Below are 24,276 nucleotides of genomic sequence, written 5' to 3' on the forward strand. Positions count from 1 at the left end.
ATATTGCCGATGGTTGAACAAAGAAGGCTCTTCTATATAGCTCTCTATATCAGATTTTTTTATAAATGATCGAATTTCATTTTAATTCCATATTTTGAATTATACTCCTTCAAAATCCATGACATTTACCGAGTGAAATAAAAAATGCCTATCCCCCCCTGTTGGTGAGTTAGGCTGTGATACTTAAAATTCCATGTTGTATTTGCAAAACTTTTATTATCTATTTTGGAGGATCATTTCGTACGAAGTTGGTTGGCCATAGCAAAAAGCTATGATGTTGGTTTTGAATAAAGTTTGATTATTTTAGATCTCCTTATTCCACTTAAGCACTCTGTTAGTTCAATAATTACTGAATTATCTTTCTCACTTTAAAGTCCCTATCCAAACATCTCCTTTGTCGATACTATATTGCAGGAAACTTCCAAGTTCATTTTCAAATTTTATGGTTTCATAGGCTTTTCCCTTAATTTTTGATACTTCTTTTTCAGCTAAACTTCCTTCTTCTAACCATTCATTCAAGTCGTTTTCATCGTAATAATCAGTCTCTATGTGCAACTCCCATTGAAATTGTTCTAACTTTTCCCTCAAGGAATGAAATTTATAGAAAGGGAATTCCTTGTTTTCTCCCCTTACTTTGAAGGTTTTATTATAGAAATCAAGACAATCACTATATGCAACGACAATTTGTGAATTGATAAAATTAGGGTCATAAAGCCAGATTTTCAAATAAAACTCTTTATTTTCATCCATCATTTTTTGATGCCACTCCTGGTAAACTTCAATCATTGCATCAAGTAAAAGCCGATTATACCAATTAGGAGGGTTTTTGCGTACCAATGCATAAAAGGGGTGAATCCATAATTTTTCGTATTGTCTTTGGTAATTCCTTAAATAGTCCATATCTAAATTTATTGCACTTTGCTTCCATTGATACTATGTCAAGAAAATGGACAGGGAAAATTGAGATTTTGCTTTAAATCTAAGCGCGCTATCGCTTGCTCGCCTCACAAACAATTTAAGGGGCGTAACCCTTAAATTATTTGTAAGGTTAAAGGGGTTTAATTATATGACCTTAGTTTTCTGTGAAGTTTTGAAATATTGCTTTTCGTATGCAATGGGCGACATATAATTTGTAAAAGAATGGATACGCTTGTAGTTATAAAAACTAACGATGTATTCAATGATACTTTTCTTGGCTTGATCTCTCGTTTTATACTTTTCATGAAAAACTAACTCTCTTTTGATGACGCTATGAAATGACTCGATACATGCATTATCGTAACAGTTTCCTTTTCTGCTCATACTTGTAATCATTTTGTTAGTTCGTAATACTTGTTGGTATTCCTTCGACGCATACTGGCTCCCACGATCTGAATGATGAATGAGCTCAGGCGTTGGAGTCTGAGTTCTGATTGCTCGTTTTAAGGCGAGGATCACTAATTCCTTTGTCATTCTCTCATCCATTGCCCAACCGATGATTCGTCTTGAAAACAACTCCATAATCGTTGCTAGATAGAGCCAACCTTCACTGGTCCATATATACGTAATGTCAGCTACCCACGCTTGTCCAGGGCGTTCTACTTTAAATTGTTGGTCTAATAGATTTGGATATACCGGTAGATTATGTTTTGAATTCGTCGTCGCTTTGTATTTTTTCACTGTTTTTGAGCGAATGCCTTCTTCTTTCATAATTCGCGATACTGTTTTTTGCGATACAGAGACTCCTTCTGAATTCAATTGTTTTGTGATTTTCGGACTACCATAATTTCTTCTTGAGTCCAAATACACTCGTTTTATTTGGCTTGTTAACTTTTCTTTCCGTTCTTTTTGATTACTCTTTGATCGGTTCAGCCACTCGTAGTAACCACTTCTTGAAACACCTAATACTTCGCACATCTTTGCCACACGGAATTCATGTCGGTGCTGTTGAATAAAGTTGTAAACTACTTCCGGTCTTTTGCAAAGATGCCCATAGCCTTTTTTAAGATGGCATTTTCCTCTTCTAGGTCACGTATTCTTTTTTCTAATTCTTTATTTTCCTTATCCTCAGGCTTTAAATTCCCACTACCAACAAATGCAGCTTCGCCATCTTTACTAAATTTCTTTACCCAATTGTGTAATGTCTGTTCTGCAAGATCCAGCTCACGTGCAACCTCGGCAACCCTCTTGCCACTTTCAACTAATTGTACTGCCTCTAATTTAAATTCTTTGTCATAACTTTTTCGTTTTGTCATCTTAGACACTCCTCGTAAATTGTTAAGATTATTATACTTTATAAACTCCCAATTCTCTGTGTCCATTATTTAGACTAACATCACATCTCTCAATTTTTCTCTTATATCTTTTCCAACCTCGTATTTTCTTCTTTTTTGAGTAATAAAACACTTGTACACTTCCTTTGTAGTTTAAATAACTCAATAATATCTTATATTCTTGTTGAACTAACCTCCCCCGTTAGCCAAACCAGCGCTACATCACAAAAAATGAAAGATGATTAAGTTCTTTCATGGGAGTTTAAGTACAATTCTTCACAAGATAAACATCGTTTTTAACATTCATGCCCAATAAAAAACCATCTCAAAGAATAACAAAAGAGGTGATTTTTATCAATCTTTATTACAAATGACCAATCTATATTATAAACGATTAATCTTTTTTACAAAGCATACAATAAAAAAAGTGCCTATCCGAGATAGACACTTTTTCATTATTTTATAGGCCACATTTTAATTGTGCAGCACAGTTTGTACATGTATTACAGCCGCCGATTTCTTCAACAGTTCCTTTACGGCATACTGGGCAAGTATTTCCTACATCTGAACCAATTACTGTTGTCGATTCTAAAGCTTGAATCGTATCTACTAACACAACAGGACGTTTTGTTGGCTCTTCTACAAATTCTTCTTCAAATGATAATTGATCCATATCATTTTCTTCTGCTTTCAATGTAAGTACTTGTGAATCACGGCTACCATCTACATAGACCGTACCACCTTTAGCGCCACCTTTATATAAACGCTCGTACACTTTTTCAACTTGTTGTACTGTATAACCTTTTGGTGCATTTACAGTTTTTGAAATCGATGAATCGATCCATTTTTGGATGATACATTGTACATCCGCGTGAGCCTCTGGTTTTAACTCCATCGCTGTAACAAACCATTCAGGAAGGTCATTTTCATTTACTTCAGGATGACGTTCTAAATATTCTTGGACGATCTCCGCTTTTACTTCGATGAACTTACCTAGACGACCTGAGCGGTAATATGTGAACGAGAAGTATGGCTCAAGACCCGTTGCTACACCTACCATCGTACCAGTAGAACCAGTTGGAGCTACTGTTAGTAAATGCGAGTTGCGAATACCTGTTGCTAAAATTTGCTCTTTAATGTGTGCAGGCATTTTTTGCATAAAGCCTGTTTCAGTAAATGCTTTACGTAAACGTGCTGTCTCTTCCTCAGTTGCTCCTACAAGGAATGGGAAGCTACCGCGTTCTTTCGCAAGTTCTGTTGACGTCTCATACGCAGTTTCAGCAATCGTCTTAAAGATTTCATCAACTAGCTCATTACCAGCTTCTGAGCCATATTCTTTCTCACAATAAATTAGTAAGTCCGCTAAGCCCATTACGCCTAAGCCAACACGACGCTCTCCAAGAGCTTGTACACGGTTTTCTTCTAAGAAGTATGGTGTTGCATCAATTACATTATCCTGCATACGAACACCAACACGAACTGTTTCACGTAGTGCTTCGAAATCAATTGTTTGATCTTCTTTATTTGCAAACTGCGCTAAATTCACAGCTGCTAAGTTACACACAGAATATGGTGCAAGTGGTTGTTCCAATTATTGTTATCCTAAAGGCTTTTTATCCTCTAGTTCTTACAGTTCAATTCCTGTAAGTTCAGCATACATTTTCATTACAAAACTTCTGTAATGTTGCGGTCTCGTGCCCGGGTTATAGTCTACTAAGTAGGATCACCGGGTATGCGTTGCCCCTGACTGAAGTTTTACCTTTAGCCTTCGGTTCGGATTAGCATCTCAGCCTTCCCGCTTTATCCCGCAATTTTTAACGTGAGGCGAAGTCCACCACACGGATTTGTCGCTACAACACTTTGACCATAAGCTTTTGCGTTTGTCATGTCATTAGCATTGTCGATGAAGAAAATACCTGGCTCTGCAGAGTACGTCGCACAAACGTTGATTAAATTCCATAATTCTTTCGCTTTAATCGTACGGTATGTGCGTACTTTATAGCCCATTTTTTCCCATTCACGTACGTCGCCAACTTTATGCCATTCCGTGTTGTAAACGTTCATTTCTTCTTTTGTATATTCTTCAACCGCTGGGAAGCGAAGCTCGAAGTCAGCGTCATTTTCCACAGCTTGCATAAATTCTTTTGTTAATGTTACAGAAATATTTGCACCCGTTAAAAACTCTTGATTGTGAACAGTATACGTACCACCATCACGTAATTTGTTCTCCGCTTCACGAATAATAGCCGTATCAAAACCGCCTAAGCCTTCAATCCCTTTATAGTTTACAATGCCTTGATACATAGCTTCTTCTTGGAATGAAAGAGGTTTGAAGTTTAACTTTTCTTTTGCTAGACGAATAATTGATTCATCTGTTGTATTTTCGATTAGGTATCGTAGAATACGTGGATTTTGCATTTTTGATATAATAAATTCCACGATATCAGGATGCCAATCTGCCAGCATAATCATTTGTGCCGATTCCTTACGCGGGTTCGCTACACCCACTCTCTATGTCACCATAGAAGTTGAGACCATATCTTACATCTTATTAGATGTCCTCGCACTTCGGAGTGGCTTCACTCCTACTCTACTCACTTCCGCTAACTTAGCGTGCTTTCGATGGTCGTTGAACCTTCCTCTCTGAAAGAGGCTTGGCTGCTGATTGTCTTTATCCCACTGCTATTTTCAAGCATTCACGCTTACCATTTCCAGTTACGTTGTAGCTAGCAGTGCATTTATAATGCGTTGTTTAACATTTTCAAAATCATTTTTTATCTCATCTTCCCAGAAACGGAGTAAGGTGTAACCGTGAGCTGCTGCAATTTGATTTTTTTCAACATCCCTGGCTTTTATCCTCTTTTGGACTTCATAAAAAGAGGAATAAAATTTTGGATTCCCATGCCAAAAATCGCCATCACATTCAATTAGAATTTTTGTCCCTAATAGTAAAAAATCAAATTGTGCTCCTTCAAAGATGAAGGAATATTTGTAGGGGATTGATTGTTCAACTAAGAAATGCTCTAAAGCTCTTTCAATACTAGTTTTTCTAAATGTTTCTCTCTCTAATTGTTTTAATGCAGCTTGTCGAATTTTTTCGATTGTTTCTTTACTATAAACCCCTGTCTTACCACTATTCCACGAAGGAGTTCCATTTATTTTTCTAGTTTTTGCTGTTTTCGAAATGATATTTTCAAAATGAACCTTTTTTTGTTCATCTGGCATTTCATTGTGCCACTTTCCTGTATTTTGTGATCGAAGTCTACTCGCACACTCTTTACTACAAGTTTTAGTCTGCCGATGTTTTTCATCGAATAGTTTTCCACAAATTACACAAGTTAAAGGCTCACCTTTTCCGCGACAGCTTCTACTACAAAATTGATTGGGAATACCTCGCCTCAATTTAACCTTTTTATTACATAAAATATATTGGCAGGTCACCATTTCTATTGGGTAAAAATAAGATATTAAATAATTATCTAATGTTAAGTTATGCTCATTTTTTAAATGAGTCGTAAACCACCCTTGCTTATTATGATTTATTGTAAAACCACATATTAAACAAGTTTGTGGCTGTTTCGCATCATAAACATCCATATTTCCCACCTCGATTAAAGTGACAATATTTCTGTTAAAGAGTTCCCAGCAATTCACGAGGTTTGTTTACGCAGAAGCACCTAGATTATGTTGACCTCTGCGGCTTCCACCTTGTTCGACAAGATGAGTCAGCTTCGCAATATCATCTAACCATGACACAGAACCAGATGATTTACCATTTACACCACGTGCTAAAGTGTTACGCGGACGCAATGTTGAACCATTTGTCCCTACACCACCGCCGCGGCTCATAATTTCCATTACTTGCTTACGGTGATCACTGATTCCTTCACGTGAATCTGCTACAAATGGCATTACGTAACAGTTGAAGAAGGTTACATCTGTTTCAGAACCCGCTCCGTATATAACTCGTCCAGCTGGAATGAATTTTAATGATACTAACTGCTCATAAAACTTCTCAAACCATTCTTGGCGTTTCTCTTGTGTTTTTTCAACAGAAGCAAGCCCTGTTGCATTTCGTTTTGCGATTTGTTCATAAAAAATTTCAAGAGGCTTTTCTAGCACGTCAATTGAACGCGTAATCACACCCGTTTCTTGCTCTTTCGGATCATCTAAAGCACTACGATAATCTTCCTCAATCAAAATATCTGCTGTTTTTGTAGACATATCAAGCTTTTGGATTGTCCCTAAACCACGTGCAGGGAATTTTGGATCTGCCTTCACTGTTAAGACGACGAAATCACCGGCTTTTAACGTTTTCTTCTCCGTATCCTTAAACGAGTAGCGATCGATCATTACAAGTCTTGATACACCTTTATGCGTAATGTGCATATCAGGCGTTACAGGATGCACCTGTGGAAATTGTTCAATATCTTTGTTTAACTGTTTAAATTTGTTTACTTCGGGTTGATGATTTGTGAGTACCATCGTTTTGCCTCCCTTATTTTCTGCCTTACAAATATAAATACACAATATCATGTGTCGCTAAACACTACATATTGTGTATTAATCTTTAAAAAAGATACTATATATAGTTTTTTAATTCAACTCTTGCAATTTCGAGTAGCATCCGAAATGCTCGTCCTCACAAGGTTTGAACGATAAAAAAATATTTTTCTTATACCATTTTTTATTTTTTGAAGTTCCAATCATCACATGCATATTTTTTTTCTTCAAGTGCATGCACATATTCTAATTGCTCCTCAGAAAGTGTAAATGGTTTTAAATCAATTTGCAACGATTTTGCAAAACCATCTCTAAAAGCTGTCACACATTGTTCAATAGTCACTGGTTCTTTCACAAGGTTATTGATAGCAACCGCTTTCTCTGGCATCTTTCTACGCATACGTGCTCTCGCCTCTTCACTTGAAAAATTGAAGACAGACAATAATTTTTCTTGATCTAAATCAAGTAAAATAGCTCCGTGCTGTAAAATAACACCTTTTTGACGAGTTTGTGCACTACCAGCTACTTTTTTACCTTCTACGACAAGCTCATACCAGCTTGGCGCATCAAAGCAAACTGCACTTTTAGGTTTCTTTAAGTCAGCTCTTTGTTCCTCTGTATTAGGCACACTAAAATAAGCATCCATACCTAAATTATGAAAACCTTGCAATATCCCTTCACTTAACACTCGATATGCCTCTGTCACTGACTCAGGCATATCTGGATAGCTTTCTGAAACAATGACGCTATATGTCAACTCATGCTCATGTAAAACAGCTCTACCGCCTGTTGGACGACGAACAAAGCCTAGTCCTTGTTCACGCACCGCTTCTAAATTGATATCTCTTTTCGCCTGCTGAAAATAGCCAATCGAAAGAGTTGCTGGCTCCCACTCATAAAAACGAATAACCGGCGGAATTAAACCTTCACTGTGCCAATCAAGTAATGCTTCGTCTAATGCCATATTAAAAGAAGGACTACATTTCCCTGAATTTAGAAAATACCAAGTTGTCATATATTCATCTCCTACAAGTATTAAATTAAACCTTCGCGAACGTGTACAAAATAAGTCGGGTTGATCTCCGTTCCGGCAGGGTGCTTTCCTGGAGTCGCCCCGCCTTCACTCCAATCAACTTATATATGGCATACGTTTTAACAATGTCATCCAACTATTAATGATAGCCCAAAATAGTGCTTCTCAAAATTTTGACACTCTGCGTTTAGTTCTATTCTTTATTGAAGTAATCCCCCACCCTAATCCAAGAATGGGGTGGAATGATTCTGTGGCCTTTCACTCATAACATTCAATAGATTAATTCTAGCCACAATGTAATTAATTTTATCAAACTCATTGGACTATCGCTAGCGCATCTTTTATAATAATAAAGAAGATAGAAAGGGGTAAGAAAATTTTGGACATACTTATCACAATCGGTATAATGTTAGTAGTCGTAATTGCATATATCGTCATTAATTCTATGCGACTAAAAAAAGCCGTAACAAACCTAACACAAGAACAATTTATTGAAGGTTATCGTAAAGCTCAACTGATCGATGTACGTGAGCAAAAAGAATTTGAAGCTGGTCACATTCTTGGTGCACGTAATGTTCCTTCAACTACACTACGTCAACGTTACAAAGAAATCCGCCCAGATTTACCAGTATATTTATACTGCCAAAATACAGGCCGTAGCTCTCGAGCTGCACTGTTTCTTAAAAAACGTGGCTACAACCAAATTTACCAACTTCAAGGTGGCTTCCGTACTTGGACAGGTAAAATAAAGTCCAAAAAACAGTAATGAAACAAAATAGATAAGACAATAGCGACTTATATAAATAATTCACTCTTTGAAACTAAGTAAATTTATATATATTTACCTATATCGCTTTGTTTCACACCGAAAGAACCATCTCAAATGACTATGAGATGGTTTCTTTTTTTGCAAAAAATTCTGAGTTTCTACTATATTATACTTATTGTTTAACGTCTAACAAGTTACTTCATGTTCACTAAGCACCTAATCATGCATTGGACGAAATAAGGAAAAGCAACGCGAGGCAATGTTCTGCTCGTTGTCATTGGAGATTCTTTGTTGTGGATAGGCGATCGGACAAACTGAGGAAAGCGGCTGGCCGGAAGAAAAATCAACCTTACATTATCATGGCAGCTTTACTTTATAGCAAATATTCAACATCATCCACCTATTAACATATGCCTAAAAATACTATTTTTCGTAAAGTATTTCGCTAGACGGACCATAATCTTCTTTTTTTCTGAAAATAGCTGAAATTCCCCCTTGAATAATTATGTAAGCACTGATAGGATGTATAGTATCTTAAAATAATGTCATCAAGACAACACAATACAAGCTATGAATGCTATGGATCACACTATAGCAGGAGCAGTTCTGGAGAGAACGCATTTTGCGTCGCCGAAGGGTTCACTATCTCAGGCAAAAGGACAGAGGAGTAATATCTACTTTCATCATGAAAGCTATACCACATGAATGTTTATTTTTTCATATCCAGCATTCTCAATTGGTATTTGTTATTCTGACGTTTACGAGACTAGTGTCAATACTAGTCTCTTTTTATTTTCCAGTCAAAATTTTTATGCATCTTTGAGGGGGATTAACGTGGAACAACATCAATTAAAACGTGATTTAAAAAATCGCCATGTGCAGCTCATTGCTATTGGCGGAACAATAGGCACTGGTTTATTTTTAGGTTCAGGCAAAGCCATTGCTTTAGCAGGACCTTCCATCATCTTAGCCTATTTAATCGTCGGAACTGCCCTATTTTTTGTTATGCGTGCATTAGGTGAATTATTATTATCGAACGCAGGCTATACATCATTTACTGATTTTGCATCAGAATACATAGGTCCTTGGGCAGGCTACGTCACTGGCTGGACTTACTGGTTCTGCTGGGTCATGACCGCTATGGCAGATATTATTGCTGTCGGTGTTTATGCACAATATTGGTTTGATATACCTCAATGGGTACCAGCGATTGGCTGTTTAGTACTGTTATTATTTTTAAACTTATTAACTGTAAAACTATTTGGTGAGCTAGAATTTTGGTTTGCCCTTATCAAGGTCATCACAATTGTTGCGCTGATCGTTATTGGACTAATCATGTTATTTACAGGCTTTCAAACAAGTTCTGGCACAGTTGCAGTTGAAAATCTTTGGGCACATGGCGGGATGTTCCCGAATGGCCTATACGGCTTCCTAATGGCCTTCCAAATGGTTGTTTTCGCTTTTGTAGGTGTCGAATTAGTAGGTGTTTCTGCTGCTGAAACGAACGACCCTAGAAAAAATATTCCTTCTGCCATTAACAAAATTCCATTTCGTATTTTATTATTCTATGTAGGTGCATTATTTGTTATTTTATGCATTAATCCTTGGTATGAAATGTCTGCCGCAAGCAGTCCATTTGTACAAGTATTTACACTAGCTGGTATCCCTATTGCTGCAGGGATTATTAATTTTGTTGTTCTAACATCCGCTGCTTCAGCAGGTAATAGTGGTTTATTCTCTACAAGCCGCATGCTTTATAATCTTGGGAACAATAAGCAAGCTTCACCATCGTTCGCCAAGCTTAATAAAAACAGTGTACCAAGTAACGCACTTGTTGTTTCCGCAATTGTTGTATCTGCAGGAGCATTACTAAGTAAACTAATGCCTGAAAGCGCCTTTAGTGTTGTTACAACGATCAGTGCTATTTGCTTCATTTGGGTGTGGAGTATTATTTTAATTTCTCATATCATTTATAAACGGAAAAATCGTGCACTTCATGAGGCATCAATTTTCAAGGCACCATTTACTCCATTCGTGAACTATTTAGTACTTGCCTTCTTCGCATTTCTATTAGTTATTATGTTCATTTCAGAGGAAACACGTACGGCATTACTGTTAACACCAATTTGGTTTATCATACTAATGATGATTTACAAAGTGAAAAGAAAGAAATAACTACGTTAAGAGGCATTAAAAATAACTGTCCTGAATAGTGACCCTTCAAAGAAAGTGAATCTATTCAGGATTTTTCTATTTTTCTCAAAGTAATAATCCCTAACAAATTAACGATAGTATGAATAAAAGGGAGTTAAAAAAAAGAGGGTTTTTATTAAAAATAAGATCGTTATTTCTATTACGCTATTGTTTACCATTATTCTGATTTTAATATTATTGTGGTTTAGTATTGTCTACGAGAAAAATCCAGACAATATAATAATAGAACGGATTTGCTTTAACAAGGCGAGAGAGAACGGGTTAAGAGAATTAACAACTAAAGATCTTACAATGAAAAGGATTCCCGTAAACGAAACTAATTACCATATATACTTATGAACAAAAAAGATGACCTCAGCACAGAAGTCATCTTTTTTTCATTGTTTAAAAAATCGTCATATTCCACTCGGTCGCGATATGCTTTAGTAAATTCACTCCTGCTACACTATTCCCAATGGTATCAATTGCTGGTCCGTAAATGCCAATACCGCAGCCAGCAGGAAAAGGTGAATCTAAGCCTGCATGACTTGGTACAGCCACCAAAATTGCACCAGAGACACCACTTTTAGCGGGTAACCCGATAAATGCAGCAAATTTACCAGAAGCATTATACATACCGCATGTAACCATTAATGCCTTCGCTAATTTAGCCACTTGCTTTGGAAAGAGTTGCGTTTTTAATAGAGGATGATAGCCATCATTGGCGATTACTAAACCAATCATCGCTAAATCCGAAACATTGACTTCAATAGCACATTGTTTCAAATAAACCTCCAATGCCTCCTCTACAGGGCAATCTAAAAAGCCAGAATCCATTAAATAGTATGCTAATGATCGATTACGATTAGCTGTTTGCCATTCAGATTGAAAAACCTCTTCATTTACCCTTATTTTTTTGCCAACGATTTGTTCTAAAAAATGTAGGATTTTTGTAACCTTCTCTTGTGGTGAATTTCCGTCAAGCATAGAGGATACTGTAATCGCTCCTGCATTAATCATTGGGTTAAAAGGTTTTCCAGGTTGATGGCTTTCAAGACGAATGATTGAATTGAAGGTATCACCTGTAGGTTCAACATCTACTCGCTCTAAAACATAGGGTAATCCCCGTTCCATACACGCTAAAATAAATGTCACAACTTTTGAAACACTTTGCAGGGTAAACAGTTCAGCTGTCTCTCCTGCTTTGATTTCGTCACGATTTGGTCCGATAATCGAAATAGCTAATTGATTTGGATCTTTTTCTGATAAAGCAGGAATATAGCTTGCGCATTGTCCCTCTTTCGCATAAGGACGAAACTTTTTGACCCATTCTGATACAAGTTCATGATGATTGTTGATATGATTTGTCGGCAATTTTGTGTTCTCCTTCCAAAAAAATACATCTTCATTGCTCTTCCGTACACTTCACTAAAAAAATTTAATGCTAGGCAAAAACAGAGCCTCCCTAGTTTACACTATGAAGACTCTATCCGATATAATTTTTTAAAACTTTGATGGCATCATACCTTCTGGAATTAACGATTAACTGTAAATAGTATAGCGAAGATTTGATATTCTACACAAATGAAAAAAATAAATTTATCAAGAGACTTTTTCGCTACAGAAAAACCCCAAATAAATTCGTTATTCGGGGCTAGTACTAATTAAAATATTATGGCTGCATTTGTTTATAAAGAAGTTCAAGCTTTTTCGAAAGCTTGCCATAAGCAGTTTGCCACGTTTTATATGCAGCTGGCTTCTTTTCTTCTGTTGCCGCTTCGTAAGTTTTATATAACTCATATACTTCCGTAACTTTTTTCAAATCACTTTCTGCCTGCGTTAGCTTCGAGTAATTTTTCACTAATTTTTTCTCAGTAGAACTAAGCTTGTCATACGATATACGAATTTTCGTAACTTCAGTATCTAAATTGGCAATATATTCTCCATTTTTCTCAAGCCCATTGATCATTTCCACCAAATTTAAAGCAGATTCGTTTGCAGCTTGTTGTTTTGCTTCTGCTTCAACAATTTTTTTCCGAACACTTTCATTTATTAAACTCGTCTGTTTTGACGTCAATTTTGAAAATGCTTTAATAACAGTTGCTGGATTTTTTTCGAATGATTTGTCATACTGCTTCATGAATGACTCTACTTTTTTCACATCAGAGACAGCCGTAGTTAAGATAGAAGCATTGGTAACACGTTTTTTATCACTAGAGCTTAACTTATTATATTGAGTGAATAGCTCTTTAATTTTTTCTATAGACACTGTGTACATATCATTGTTTATCATTGCAGCGATTTCACTCTCTAATTTTGATACGTCTGGAACATTGCCATCTAATAGTTTAAGTAATTTTTCATACTCATCTTTAGCTAAATGCTGTTGGTTTGCAGGTAACTTTGCATAAGCTGTTTGCACTGATTGAATTTTCTTAACCTGCTTCGTAACATCTGTTTCTTCTTTAGCATCCTGTACTTTTTTAAGGAACGATTTGGCGCCTGAAATATCTTTACTTGCTGCTGTTAGTAGGTCGTAATTCGTCACATATTTACGGGCATCGGATGATAATTTTTTATATTCCGCTGTAGCATTCGCTACTTCTGTTTCTAATTGTTGCAGAGAATAGTTGGTGATGTTTGCAAAAGAATCGATTTTTGTTTTTAAAGCTAGGGCTGCTGCTTTATCTTGTGGTTCCTTACCACCGTTACCAACAGTCACATCTGGTGAATTATTTAAAAATTCTTTTGCATTATACACAAGTGATTGCTGTAAACTTGTTAGCTTATTATAGGCTTTTAGTGTACTGCTATAGCTTGATTTTAACTTACTCTCTGAGACCCCCGGTGTTTTCTTAAGTTTTAGATAGGCATCCATATCCTTAATAACTTTTTCAGCCGTCTTAAGATCTTTTTGCAATGTTAAAATACGATCATAGTCTTTAATTTGGGCCGCTGAAGTCTTTGTTAAGTTTTTATAATCACTGATTATTTTATTGACATTATCTACGTTCTCTTTCCATGTCTCTCTTGTTGGATTAATTGGATACTGCTTGTCCCCAACATACGATTGAATTAATGCGTTTAATTTCATAATTTGAATTTGTTCTGCATTTTCCGCATTCTGCAATTTTTCTTTATACGTATTTGGAACTAATAGCATTTGCTTGTAAGTTAACTTTTCGTAAGTAGAGCGGATCGATTTTGCAGTAGTCACTTGCTTGCTCGGTGTATCATTCGGCGACAATTTATCAAATGATTTTAAGTACTGCTCAATTTTCTTTATATCTTGCTTCGCTTCTTTTAATATTGTTTGGTTTTGTACGATTGCTTGGTAATCTTTTGACAGTTTTGATATACGCGTTTCAATTTGGTTCACTGCCGCTTGTAAAGACTCTAAGCTAGAAGGAACATACTTGATATAAGAATTTTCGTAGGATATTAATGCAGAAATTTGTTTATTAATCTCTCGTACTTCCGTAAGCTCGTCAATTTTGGATGGGTTATGCAATGCCATTTTTATCGCATTGTATATTTCATCATTAACATCTAAACTGCGCTGTAAATAGTCCAGCTTATTATAGTCCGCTTCAAGATTTTTCAAAAACTGAGGTAAATCCTTTTTATCAACATTGCCCATTTTATTCAATTTTTCTTTTAATGCATCGACAGCTGCAATATCTGCAAGTGCTCTTTTCAATACTTCATAATTAGTAACATTCGCTTTAGCAGTAGATGATAGAGCTTGATATTTTTTATCTAAGTCTTTCGCAAGTGCCTGAAATTCTCCAAAGGTTGTTGTCATATTATATTTGTTGCCATCCTTCAGTAAATCTTTAATATTCTTCGTTAATGTCTCTGTCGGCTGTTTAGATACTGTAAGTACTTTTGAGGGATCCGATTCAAGTGTATGTGAACCTACTTTCGCAGTTACTTTCACAACAATATCTTTCGGTTCCTTGTCTAAGGCATCCGTAGGGATCGTAAATGTTGCTCCTGTTGCCCCATTAATAATGGAAAAGACTTCTCCTACTTTATAAAACCATTGATAGCTGTATGTAATTTGGTTACTTTCTAATTTCGTACCGTTTGCATCAATTACATTGGCGCCTACCACTTTAACAGTATCACCTGGTGTCACAAAGTTAGTTGATGAGTAACCTTCAAAAACTGGTTCTTCAATGCTTAATTGCAATGGCTTTATCGTACATGTATTACTTTTATAAGTATCACTTGAAGTGATCGCTTTTACGATAATTGTTTTCTTTTCTGCTTCAGCAGGAACTTTAAAGGATATGCCTGTAGCACCAGGAATCAGTTTTTCAGAACCATCCGCTTCAATATAGTACCATTGATAACTGTTTACATATGTATTAGACGGTAAATTTTTCACATCCGCTGTGATTATGTCATTGACCTTCGCATCTGCGTTTATTTTAATAGTTGATGTTTCTTCTGCCCCTACTACTGCTGGTGCAACAATGACTGCAGGTATTGCTGCAACTGATAATAAAAACTTTTTATTCAAGACGTTTGTCCTCCTTTATACCTTCTAAATTTTATATCGGTCTGAATCTAAAAATTTCCCTATAATTTAGCAATCTATCCAAAAAGGTAGATAATACTTATCTTTTTCAATATAAATATTACTTATTTGATATCTCCACTATTATATTTGCGGTTACGTTCTTCAAAATATATAATCCATTTAACTATATGATATAAAAAAATAGGTCTAAGTGCTTTTCATTACAACAGGAAATACAGGAAGAAATAACACCTTCTTAACTCCACTCAACAAACGGTTTCCAGTATTAATAAATATATGTATAATACAACTGTTATTAGGAGGTCGATGGTAATATGGAAAATCTTTATAAACCTAGCTTAACAAGCCATGATGTAGACAGGACTAGAAGTTACGAAGTTAGTAATTTATTTTTTGTTGCTATGTTTGGTGGTATTTTTGCCATTGTAGCATTAGGTATCCAAAACGCAAAATGGCTAAAAATTGAGAAAAAATACATACAGCTACTAACGATCATTAGTATTGTACTCATTATTGCGAAACTGGCAATCGTTTATGCAATCGGACAACAAATACTACCAATTGAAGAGAAATATATAAAATTTATTGGACGATTATTTGGGGCGGCTTGTTTTTTCATCTTCTTTACATTTCTAAACGAACCCTATAAAGAGCATTTAGCAGTTGATGGTGAAGCAGAATCATTATGGAGGCCAGGGTTTATCGTTTGTATGATCTCGGGCTTAATTGAGGCTGTTACTACTTTGTTCATACTAGCACTTTAGGAAAGGAGATAAATAGAATATGAGTGAATACGAAGAATATGATGAATATGAAGAACCATCTTTTGAAGTCATAGAGCATTATTTCGATATAGGAAAATATACCCAAGTAATCGAACTTATCAATGAGGAACTACCTGACCATTTTGAAAACAGCAGGCTTTGGTATATGTTAGGATACAGTAATTATGCAATAAACGAATTTGACGAGGCAGAAGAACAGTTTCACGAAGCAATGAGATTAGGCTATGATGAGGATATCATATTTTATTTTCTCGGCCATCTTTACATGCAAACCGAGCGATGGCAAGAAGCAGAGGAAGCTTTTCTTGAAGCACTTCGCTTAAATCCAAATGATGCCGAAACACATGCTGCCTATGCTGTTTTAATGAAAAAGACAGGCCATCGTAAAAAAGCAAAGTTATTAATAAATAAAGCATTAGAATTAGATCCAGAAAATTCATATGTGTTACGTATGAACTTTATTTTAGAAGGCGTGCATGGAAATAAAGAGCAACAAATCCTTGCATTAGAACAATATATGAATTCAGCAGATAGTGAAATGGCTAAATTATTGCACCTTGGCATAAATGCCTCATTCCGAAATAATGAAAAAGAAGCGAAAGAATATTACAGACAAGCCTTTCTTTTAAATCCTGAAGATCAAACATTGCTCTCTATATTAGAAGAAATGGAAATTACAGCCCATCCGCTGTTAGCACCTAACCGTTTTATCGAGCGTTTAGGAGGTCCCTCTATTATTTGGTTAGTTGGTATTGGGATGACTTTCTTATTACTTGCAATAGGAGTCGACAATATTGCAATGGTATTTTTACAATGCTATGTAGTACTTGCACTATACACATGGATTTCAGTTCCATTAGTAAAAGGACTAAGAAAAATAAGGGGCCATCGATATGGATAAAGTAAAATGGTTACAACAAATGGTAGAACAAAGCCCAGCCGATCCTCAAGCACACTACTGGCTTGGAAAAGAACTTGCAGATAATGGGCGTTGGCTAGAAGCCGTGCAAGCATATTCTACAGGCATTTCTCTCTGTACAGATGATACATTGCGTATGGAAATCATAAATGAATTAACAAAAGCGAGTGTTCAAATTCAACAAACAACTTCAATAGATTTCCATTCACTAGTTGTTGAACATGAAGGTCATGATAATGATGAGATGATTGAGACTGAGGAAGCCATTGCCGCTTCTGCAGAAGAATTGCTTGAAAGAGAAGTCGAAAGTGACGAAACCGAGTCGGATCAAGACAACAGACAAATAAATCTTGGACCTAAGTTAAAAATTATTAACGGTGAAGTCCCTCAAAAAACCGTAAAAAAAGGTAAGGAACAAATCACTTTTGCGGATGTTGCTGGCCTTGATGACTTAAAAAAGACGATTAATCTTCGTATAATTAGCCCGTTTTACAACAAGGGTTTGTTTGCTAAATTTCGAAAAAAAGTAGGCGGTGGCGTTCTCCTCTATGGTCCGCCTGGATGCGGAAAAACATTTATCGCCAAGGCAACTGCTGGTGAATGCAAGGCAAATTTCTACCCTATTCATATTACAGATATATTAAGAGCATATACTGGAGAAAGTGAACTAAATTTAAAAAGCTTTTTTGATAAAGCACGCTTTCAAAGACCAAGCATTATGTTCTTTGATGAAGTAGACACACTTGGTTATAGCCGTTCACAGTCTTCAGAGCGTTCTAGAAGCTTAATCAATACATTTCTTACAGAGATGGAAGGAATCGATACAAGTACAGATGAAGTACTTGTCATGGCAGCTACGAATACCCCATGGGATGTTGATAATGCCTTAAAACGTCCTGGTCGGTTCGATCGCCTCATCTTTGTCGCTCCACCAGATATAAAAGCTAGAGAGCAAATTTTTAAATTGAAGCTAGCGGGAAGATATGCTGAAGAAATCGATGTAGCAACACTTGCCGCTCAAACTGAATTTTTCTCAGGTGCAGACATCGAAAATGTGATTGAATTAGCTATTGAAAATGTACTTGCAGAAATTTTAACAACTGGTAATGAACGTCCAATTACGACTAATGATTTATTACACACTTTAGAAGAGTTACAACCCTCTACATTAGATTGGTTACGGACCGCTAAAAACTACGTAAAGTACTCAAACCAATCAGGATTATATAATGATGTTGAAAAATATCTGCGGGCCCACGCTAAACGCATATAATAAATAAAATCAAAGAGGCATCTCAATTTGGGATGCCTCTTTTACATGTATGTTAATTTAGATTTTATGGGTATCTAAATACTGATGCCAGACTTGATCTTCCACACCTGTCCTTTAGCTTGCGTATTCATTTGTAACCTCCACTCTACAATATACTGACATTTTTTCACACATCATCTTGATGCAATTTCCTTGCCTGATGAGTTGCCAAGTCCGCATATCTTGTAGGGATTGGTAATCGGCTATCCTTTTCAATAAAATGCATCGTGATTTTAGTTGCTGTATCTAAATCAATTTCGTTTCCACATGAAACAAAAATTGGTTTAACATCCCTTCTACTCCTCAGAGCACGACCATATACTTCCCCTTCAATGACAATATCAGTAAACGCTCCTGTTCTATTTTCCGGCATGATAAAATCCGTATTTTCAATTTTATAATACGTTTTCGCTACACCAATTGTCGGTTTTTCTAAGTAGAATGAAGCATGTGTTGCAACGCCCATATTGCGCTTATGTAAATAACCATTTCCATCAAACATATAAAGGTTTGGATTCGTTTTCAACTTTTTAACAGCTTCTAAAATAAGAGGCAATTCACGAAAAGCTAAAAACCCGGAAATATAAGGAGTTGTAATTTCATCCATGTAATCAACTTGTTCCACTAATTTTTTTGAACAAAAATCAAAAACTTGAATGCAACAAACTCCATATTCTTTATTATTTTCACCCCAATAGGCAATATCCACTCCTGCAACAAGTTTAATTTGATCTTCAGAAAAATTGTTTTGTAGAGATATACGCTTTCTTAATTCATTTTGTTGAGATGTATAGTTTAGGATCATTTTTTCTATTTCCATGAAGATGATCATCTCCTCTTTATATAAATATACTATTACTATACGAAAATAATGGCATTTATCATAAAGATTGGCTCATCACCATAACGTGTGGTTGATTTCCGTTCCGGCTGGGCGCTTTGTTGCTGTCGCTTCGCTTTCGCACAGATAAAACATTTGCCGCTGACGCTTCGCTTTCGCGCAGAGCAGAGCTTCCTGGGGGCGTCCAGCCTCCACTTCAATCAACTTATATACATGGCATACGTTTTAACAAATGAATGGTGCAACTCAAAGCAAAACCTCCTAATCCATATTAGTACTGTGAAATCTACACAATACGAAAGGTTAGGAGGTGTGAAATTATTTATCTATTAGCCTCTACTATGAATTGGCCTTCTATTATAGGTGTCATGGTCAAAGTAATGGGTATGATTTCCTTCATCTACTTTAATTCGAATGGACATGCCTTCTCCTACATTGGTGTTAATAGAAAACTGACCATTAAAGGCCTGTACCCGCTCCTGCATACCCCTTATCCCCATTGAATCAGCTAGAATGATATCATCCTTTTTACATCCTACACCATCATCAGAATAATTGATTTCAAAACCATTTTCTGTTTCTAATAGGTGAATTTCAACAGTATTGGCATAAGAATGCTTCAAGGCATTGTTCAATAACTCTTGGAATAGCCGATAAATCATCAAGTTTAAACGCTCATCCTCTAAGTAAAGACGATCGATTGTGTAAATTAAAACAAAATCCGCACGCCTATGTATTTTTTGAATAAGCTTCTCAAGCGCAGCATTTAATCCCAATGTATCTAGTAAAGGTGGCTTCAAATTTTCACAGTAGCCTCTTAAATCATTCACCGATGTAATCATATGATTATGAATCTTAGTAAGGTTCGATTGAATATCCGCCTTTTTGTTTGCATGTATACATACATCCATTTCTCTAGCAATATGGAGTTGCTCTTGTAAAATCGTATCATGAAGTTCTTGAGCTAACTGATATTTTTCTTCTTCAAATCGTAACCAAAGTAACTTATTTAGCCAAGGCAGCTGACTTTTATCAGCTTCCTTCATATGCTTTAACTGTTCGAGAAGCTCCTCGACCATTTTTGTATTTTCTATAAAATTATTTAAATATAGAAGTAGTAATTCAAGCCATAATAATTCCTCATCCTTTAGATAAATGGATTTATGATGGTCTACAACTAGTATTCTTTTATAATTAACATCTTGGTGGATAAAGGCAATATAAAAATGATCCGTTTTCTTGATATCTCCCAAGCGGAGTTTCTCAAGTAAGTCTTCGTCAATTTGATTTTGTGTATGTTCTTTTGATTTGCCAGTTGAAATAACTTGGTGTGTTTGTAAATCATAGGTTAATACGTAAACATTATTCATCTCAAGATGTAAAGCAACTTCCTGAACAAATTTCTCAAGTAAGTCCTCAATTTTTACGACCCTTCCGATACTTTCAACTGTCTTATACAAGCGATGGATATAATCTCCTTTTGTTGAAAAAAGAATTTTTCGCTTTCGATAATCTACTTTCTCTTTAATATAGAAAAGTGCTATTAATGATAAGAAGGCAAAAAAGAATATTTCCGTCATTTTTGAAATAGATAAATCAGTAATCGAATAAAGGCCCATTAATAGCCAAATCGTAAAAGCAAATGAAAAATTAAAATAATGGCGCAAACGCGTAATAAAATATTCCATATCAAATATACGTTCAGTAAGCTGTGTAAATAGAAAACTATAAGGTATAAGCATTAAGAATAAGGAGCATACATCTGCTGAAACTATTTCTTTATGAAAGAATATAAAAGGCAACGCATAAAGAAAAAGAAATGGTAGAAAAGGAATAACAATACTTGATAATAATACTTTTAATTGCGGTGTTTTGTATTTGAAATAACAAATTATTAATGTACCAATAATTAAAATAAGCAATACAAAAAATAACCATAAAATTGTATTAGAGATTATTGGTCTTGCAAATGGATAAATAATACTAAAAATACTTAGAATGACCGCAATCAATGGTATTGTATAAAACACTTGAATTTTTTTAAATAAAGCCCACTTTATTTCTAAAAAACTAAAATAATTTCTTAAAAAGTGTATTAAAAACACTAAACATAATAGCAAGCTACCACTATTAACAATTATTCCGATGTTATTTAATTTGCTAGATGCTCCGATGCTAACATATGCCAATGAAACAGTGAGTATAAACATATTAAGCAAGTTCAATAGCACATCTTTTTTTTGTTTGTAATATAAATAAATCGAGATAATTAGAGTTAGGAAATAGTAACAAGCAGGGACTATTAACAAATAATATAATTGTTGTGGAATGTCTAAGTGATTTATTTGTATTTCAATCGTTCTTCCATCAGCTTTTAGAATCGTTAAAACCTTAGCAGATAGTATAACCGAGTCGTACATAATACTAGGTAAATCATTAATTTGAGTATGATCTACTTCTAAAACAATATCTCCAGCTTCTATGTCTTGTTTATTTGCCCACTCTTTATAATAAGGATCGATAATAAGCCATTGTCCATTTTCATCATCTATTTCAATACTTAAAAAAGGCGCGCTATAAGTGACATAGAGCAAATATAACCCTAATAAAAGATAGACACTTATAGCAAGCCAGTAATACTTAAAATTTTTTAACTTTGCCAAATTCGACTTTTCATGCATAAATTTTCATCGAAAGATTCTATTATTGCCTTTTGTTCAAGCTCTGAAACACCAACTAGAGAAGCCTTTTTTTCTTTTAACAATGTTACCAACGACGGATTTTGTTCTAAAAATTGAATCATGTTCATCATTAAAATCTCCTCATTTCATTAGTTATTTTCTTGCGTTTGCTGTAGCCACATTTTTCCTAAAGTTTTTTACCAATTATTTCCCAAGGAATAAATAACCAAATGCGTTACTACAACTTCATTATACAACCTTATTTTATACATTCAACAATTTTTTCTATAAAATACTAAAAAATATTAGATAATGTAGTATTTTTGCTCAATAGATATTTTTCGATTTTAAATTGTCAGATTATTATTGCAAATCTCCATTTACGCCATCATTACAAAATAAAAAGCTTATTCCTTCTCACCCTTTTGGTTGGAATAAGCCAATGTAATATATAATGTTTTACTCTTTTTTACTTAAAGGAACTACTTTTAGTGTTTGTCCAATGGCCCCCAATGATTCAATAAGCTTTATAGCCTGATCGTAAGGATAGTCCTTAACAAGTTCACAAGGAAGATTTTTAGAACACTTTAGTAAATCAAAAGCAGCGATCTTTATGTGCAGAACATTTTTTATTTCAACTAAATCTTTTAATCCCCCATTTGGTGAAGCTGTTAACACAATATTACAAGTAACAATAGGTTCACCTAACTCTTCTTCCTCTGACTTACTTAAACAACCACTATTAATCCAACTGCTAAAATCTACGGCAATGATAGATGCATTTTGTGGATTCATATCTCCGCAACCCACTGCGAAAACCGTACTCCCTGCTATATCGAGTCCCATTAAAAAGACAGTACCGCCTCCATCATCACCGATTGCAACATAGCCCTTTGCATATTCATTCACTTCCCAAGTTTCGTTTCTCTCTATTATTTCTTCTGTCCCGTAAATCAACACACCACCCGTAGTAGAGAGACCATTAGTGTATTTGAGGAAAGTTCTATATTCAGCGGGTAGCTTAAGATTCATCATGTCTTCAATGGCAAGTATTTCTTTTTCGCTTGCAGGTTCATATTTAGTTAAGTCTGTAATATTTTTTAATTCAAACATTTTTCACCATCCTGTGTATGTACCAAACGAACCTATTATCATCCCAAAAATTAATTTATTGATTACTATTTTCAATATACTTAGCATCAATCGAATCCACTAGCCAAACATTATCGTTTCCATAGTAAAATTTAACACCCTGGTCGTAGGCTTCTTTTGCTTTGATCTTCAATATTCGCGGGTCATGATCTCTTCTTTTTCCAACGAGAATTGCTGTCTCCATATCGACTGATAAATGTACATACTGTCGTGCTTGTGGAAGTAGTCCCTCTATCTTGATTTTCTCCAAAAATCTCTTAGCTGTACCATGATACAATACATTTGGTGGTACTCTTTCTTCTTTTGCTATCTTATGAATACTATTGGAATGTCCATATAACGCTCTGATTTTATTTCCATATATCTCATGACGCTTCTTTTCAGCCATATTGACCATTTCAATAAAATCATTAACCTCTAATTTGCTCCACTTCGGAGTGGCTAAAAAAGCGTCTCTTAATTGTTCAAGAGAAACCCATCCTTCATCATCTATTTCTAATTCATATTCCCATGGCGCGTGTCGCAGGGCATATGAAACTTCCTTGCTTAACTCTTCATAAGCCATAATTATTACCTCTCCCTTGTCAATTTAAGACGTTTCAATACCGGAACTATTCTTTTGTAACCAATGTCTTACCTCTTCGCCTACTAGAATTATTGGATGTTCATGTGACATTGATACTTTCTATAAAGGCATCCCTCAGTCCTCAAATCCCTGTTAATTTGGTTCCTTTTAGCAATGCTCTGTCAAACGATGCTAAACTTATATTAGCATTATGTGTTGCTTCACGAAAATCCCCTTACATCTATTTAAACTTTTCTAAACTATAATATGGATTAGAAATAGTATCTCCTACTTCTTCGATTGTCTCTATTATTTCAGCTAGTATTACTTGATCTATCCGTTTATTCATGTTTATAGATTCTTTTATTTTTTGAAAACTTTTTACTAGTCCAAGATTTACAACTATGGAAAGCATGATATCAACATCTTCATAAGAATCTGTATTCCATATTTTAGAAATCATTAAATCCAATTTATCTCTTGTATTATTTTCTAATAATTCGTATGTCATAACTTGTCTATCAGTTAATTGACTAAGGATAAGTAAAAACTCACCCTTTTCAATCTTACTTTTTTCAAATTGAATTAAAGTTTTTTGAAAAATTAATGCTATCGTATCTGTTGCTAATATATCTGGTAAATTTTCAACTTCTTTTAGTTTCATATATCAATTTCCTACTCCTCCAATCCAAAACTAAAATGAAAGAAAGTAGTTTTTAATT

The 24,276-nt window shown here is 35.1% G+C and carries 18 protein-coding genes, 3 pseudogenes and 1 riboswitch; of the genes and pseudogenes, 5 read left to right on the forward strand and 16 right to left on the reverse strand.

What is annotated here, in order from left to right; genetic code table 11:
- Window positions 1–363 precede the first annotated feature (363 nt).
- The 7 genes and pseudogenes from AB9L17_RS15385 to AB9L17_RS15415 form a co-directional block, all read right to left on the reverse strand.
- Window positions 364–753, reverse strand: coding sequence for a hypothetical protein (locus AB9L17_RS15385; RefSeq protein ID WP_375199369.1), 390 nt, complete (start codon window positions 751–753; stop codon window positions 364–366).
- Between the two features lie 309 nt (window positions 754–1,062).
- Window positions 1,063–2,234 (reverse strand): IS3 family transposase gene (locus AB9L17_RS15390; RefSeq protein WP_375199370.1). Its coding sequence is split into 2 segments (ribosomal slippage): window positions 1,063–1,973 and window positions 1,973–2,234, totalling 1,173 coding nucleotides; the frame shifts between segments, so codons are not numbered across the junction.
- 478 nt (window positions 2,235–2,712) lie between these two features.
- A pseudogene (locus AB9L17_RS15395) lies at window positions 2,713–3,840 on the reverse strand (ribonucleoside-diphosphate reductase); the annotation flags it as partial.
- 245 nt (window positions 3,841–4,085) lie between these two features.
- Window positions 4,086–4,760: pseudogene (locus AB9L17_RS15400) on the reverse strand (hypothetical protein); the annotation flags it as partial.
- Window positions 4,761–4,967: 207 nt separating this feature from the next.
- Window positions 4,968–5,849, reverse strand: coding sequence for an endonuclease domain-containing protein (locus AB9L17_RS15405; RefSeq protein WP_068984790.1), 882 nt, complete (start codon window positions 5,847–5,849; stop codon window positions 4,968–4,970).
- A gap of 93 nt (window positions 5,850–5,942) precedes the next feature.
- Window positions 5,943–6,737: pseudogene (locus AB9L17_RS15410) on the reverse strand (ribonucleotide reductase N-terminal alpha domain-containing protein); the annotation flags it as partial.
- 202 nt (window positions 6,738–6,939) lie between these two features.
- Complete coding sequence (locus AB9L17_RS15415; RefSeq protein ID WP_068984791.1) at window positions 6,940–7,770, reverse strand: lipoate--protein ligase family protein; 831 nt, start codon at window positions 7,768–7,770, stop codon at window positions 6,940–6,942.
- Between the two features lie 397 nt (window positions 7,771–8,167).
- On the opposite strand from AB9L17_RS15415, the gene AB9L17_RS15420 reads away from it, so the two are divergent.
- Together AB9L17_RS15420 and AB9L17_RS15425 are read left to right on the forward strand one after the other, a co-directional pair.
- Entirely contained in the window at window positions 8,168–8,554 is a 387-nt protein-coding gene (locus AB9L17_RS15420) for a rhodanese-like domain-containing protein (protein WP_068984792.1), read from the forward strand.
- A gap of 599 nt (window positions 8,555–9,153) precedes the next feature.
- Window positions 9,154–9,230: riboswitch (glycine riboswitch) on the forward strand.
- 161 nt (window positions 9,231–9,391) lie between these two features.
- Entirely contained in the window at window positions 9,392–10,732 is a 1,341-nt protein-coding gene (locus tag AB9L17_RS15425) for an amino acid permease (protein WP_375199371.1), read from the forward strand.
- Between the two features lie 423 nt (window positions 10,733–11,155).
- Here the strand turns inward: AB9L17_RS15425 and AB9L17_RS15430 are convergent, their stop codons facing one another.
- Together AB9L17_RS15430 and AB9L17_RS15435 are read right to left on the reverse strand one after the other, a co-directional pair.
- On the reverse strand, window positions 11,156–12,124 hold the full coding sequence (locus tag AB9L17_RS15430; RefSeq protein WP_375199372.1) for a glutaminase: 969 nt from the start codon (window positions 12,122–12,124) through the stop codon (window positions 11,156–11,158).
- A gap of 298 nt (window positions 12,125–12,422) precedes the next feature.
- Window positions 12,423–15,278, reverse strand: a complete 2,856-nt coding sequence (locus AB9L17_RS15435) for a hypothetical protein (protein ID WP_375199373.1) — start codon at window positions 15,276–15,278, stop codon at window positions 12,423–12,425.
- A gap of 335 nt (window positions 15,279–15,613) precedes the next feature.
- Between AB9L17_RS15435 and AB9L17_RS15440 the strand changes: the two genes are divergently transcribed.
- The 3 genes from AB9L17_RS15440 to AB9L17_RS15450 are packed head-to-tail and all read left to right on the forward strand — an operon-like array spanning window position 15,614 to window position 18,276.
- Window positions 15,614–16,063: a hypothetical protein gene (locus AB9L17_RS15440; RefSeq protein WP_375199374.1), complete on the forward strand. Its 450-nt coding sequence runs from the start codon at window positions 15,614–15,616 to the stop codon at window positions 16,061–16,063.
- Between the two features lie 19 nt (window positions 16,064–16,082).
- The gene (locus tag AB9L17_RS15445; RefSeq protein ID WP_375199375.1) at window positions 16,083–16,985 is read left to right on the forward strand and encodes a tetratricopeptide repeat protein; all 903 of its coding nucleotides are present in this window, start codon (window positions 16,083–16,085) and stop codon (window positions 16,983–16,985) included.
- Window positions 16,978–18,276, forward strand: coding sequence for an AAA family ATPase (locus AB9L17_RS15450; protein ID WP_375199376.1), 1,299 nt, complete (start codon window positions 16,978–16,980; stop codon window positions 18,274–18,276). Before AB9L17_RS15445 ends, AB9L17_RS15450 begins: the two co-directional genes overlap by 8 nt.
- 166 nt (window positions 18,277–18,442) lie before the next feature.
- Here AB9L17_RS15450 and AB9L17_RS15455 read toward each other — a convergent pair whose 3' ends face one another.
- The 7 genes from AB9L17_RS15455 to AB9L17_RS15485 form a co-directional block, all read right to left on the reverse strand.
- Window positions 18,443–19,135, reverse strand: coding sequence for an endonuclease V (locus AB9L17_RS15455; RefSeq protein WP_375199377.1), 693 nt, complete (start codon window positions 19,133–19,135; stop codon window positions 18,443–18,445).
- A gap of 78 nt (window positions 19,136–19,213) precedes the next feature.
- A complete protein-coding gene (locus AB9L17_RS15460; protein ID WP_375199378.1) occupies window positions 19,214–19,360 on the reverse strand; it encodes a hypothetical protein in 147 nt (48 codons plus the stop codon).
- Window positions 19,361–19,485: 125 nt separating this feature from the next.
- Complete coding sequence (locus tag AB9L17_RS15465) at window positions 19,486–21,819, reverse strand: ATP-binding protein (RefSeq protein WP_375199379.1); 2,334 nt, start codon at window positions 21,817–21,819, stop codon at window positions 19,486–19,488.
- Window positions 21,807–21,968: a competence pheromone ComX gene (gene comX, locus AB9L17_RS15470; protein ID WP_068984800.1), complete on the reverse strand. Its 162-nt coding sequence runs from the start codon at window positions 21,966–21,968 to the stop codon at window positions 21,807–21,809. The genes AB9L17_RS15465 and comX overlap by 13 nt, the downstream gene beginning before the upstream one ends.
- A 328-nt stretch (window positions 21,969–22,296) precedes the next feature.
- Window positions 22,297–22,950 carry an SMI1/KNR4 family protein gene (locus AB9L17_RS15475; protein ID WP_375199380.1) on the reverse strand — a complete coding sequence of 218 codons (654 nt, stop codon included), beginning with the start codon at window positions 22,948–22,950 and terminating at the stop codon, window positions 22,297–22,299.
- Window positions 22,951–23,005: 55 nt separating this feature from the next.
- On the reverse strand, window positions 23,006–23,554 hold the full coding sequence (locus tag AB9L17_RS15480) for an RNA 2'-phosphotransferase (protein WP_375199381.1): 549 nt from the start codon (window positions 23,552–23,554) through the stop codon (window positions 23,006–23,008).
- 241 nt (window positions 23,555–23,795) lie between these two features.
- Entirely contained in the window at window positions 23,796–24,218 is a 423-nt protein-coding gene (locus AB9L17_RS15485) for a hypothetical protein (RefSeq protein ID WP_375199382.1), read from the reverse strand.
- Between the last annotated feature and the right edge of the window lie 58 nt (window positions 24,219–24,276).

This window comes from Lysinibacillus sp. RS11, assembly GCF_042019215.1.
Classification (GTDB): domain Bacteria; phylum Bacillota; class Bacilli; order Bacillales_A; family Planococcaceae; genus Lysinibacillus; species Lysinibacillus xylanilyticus_A.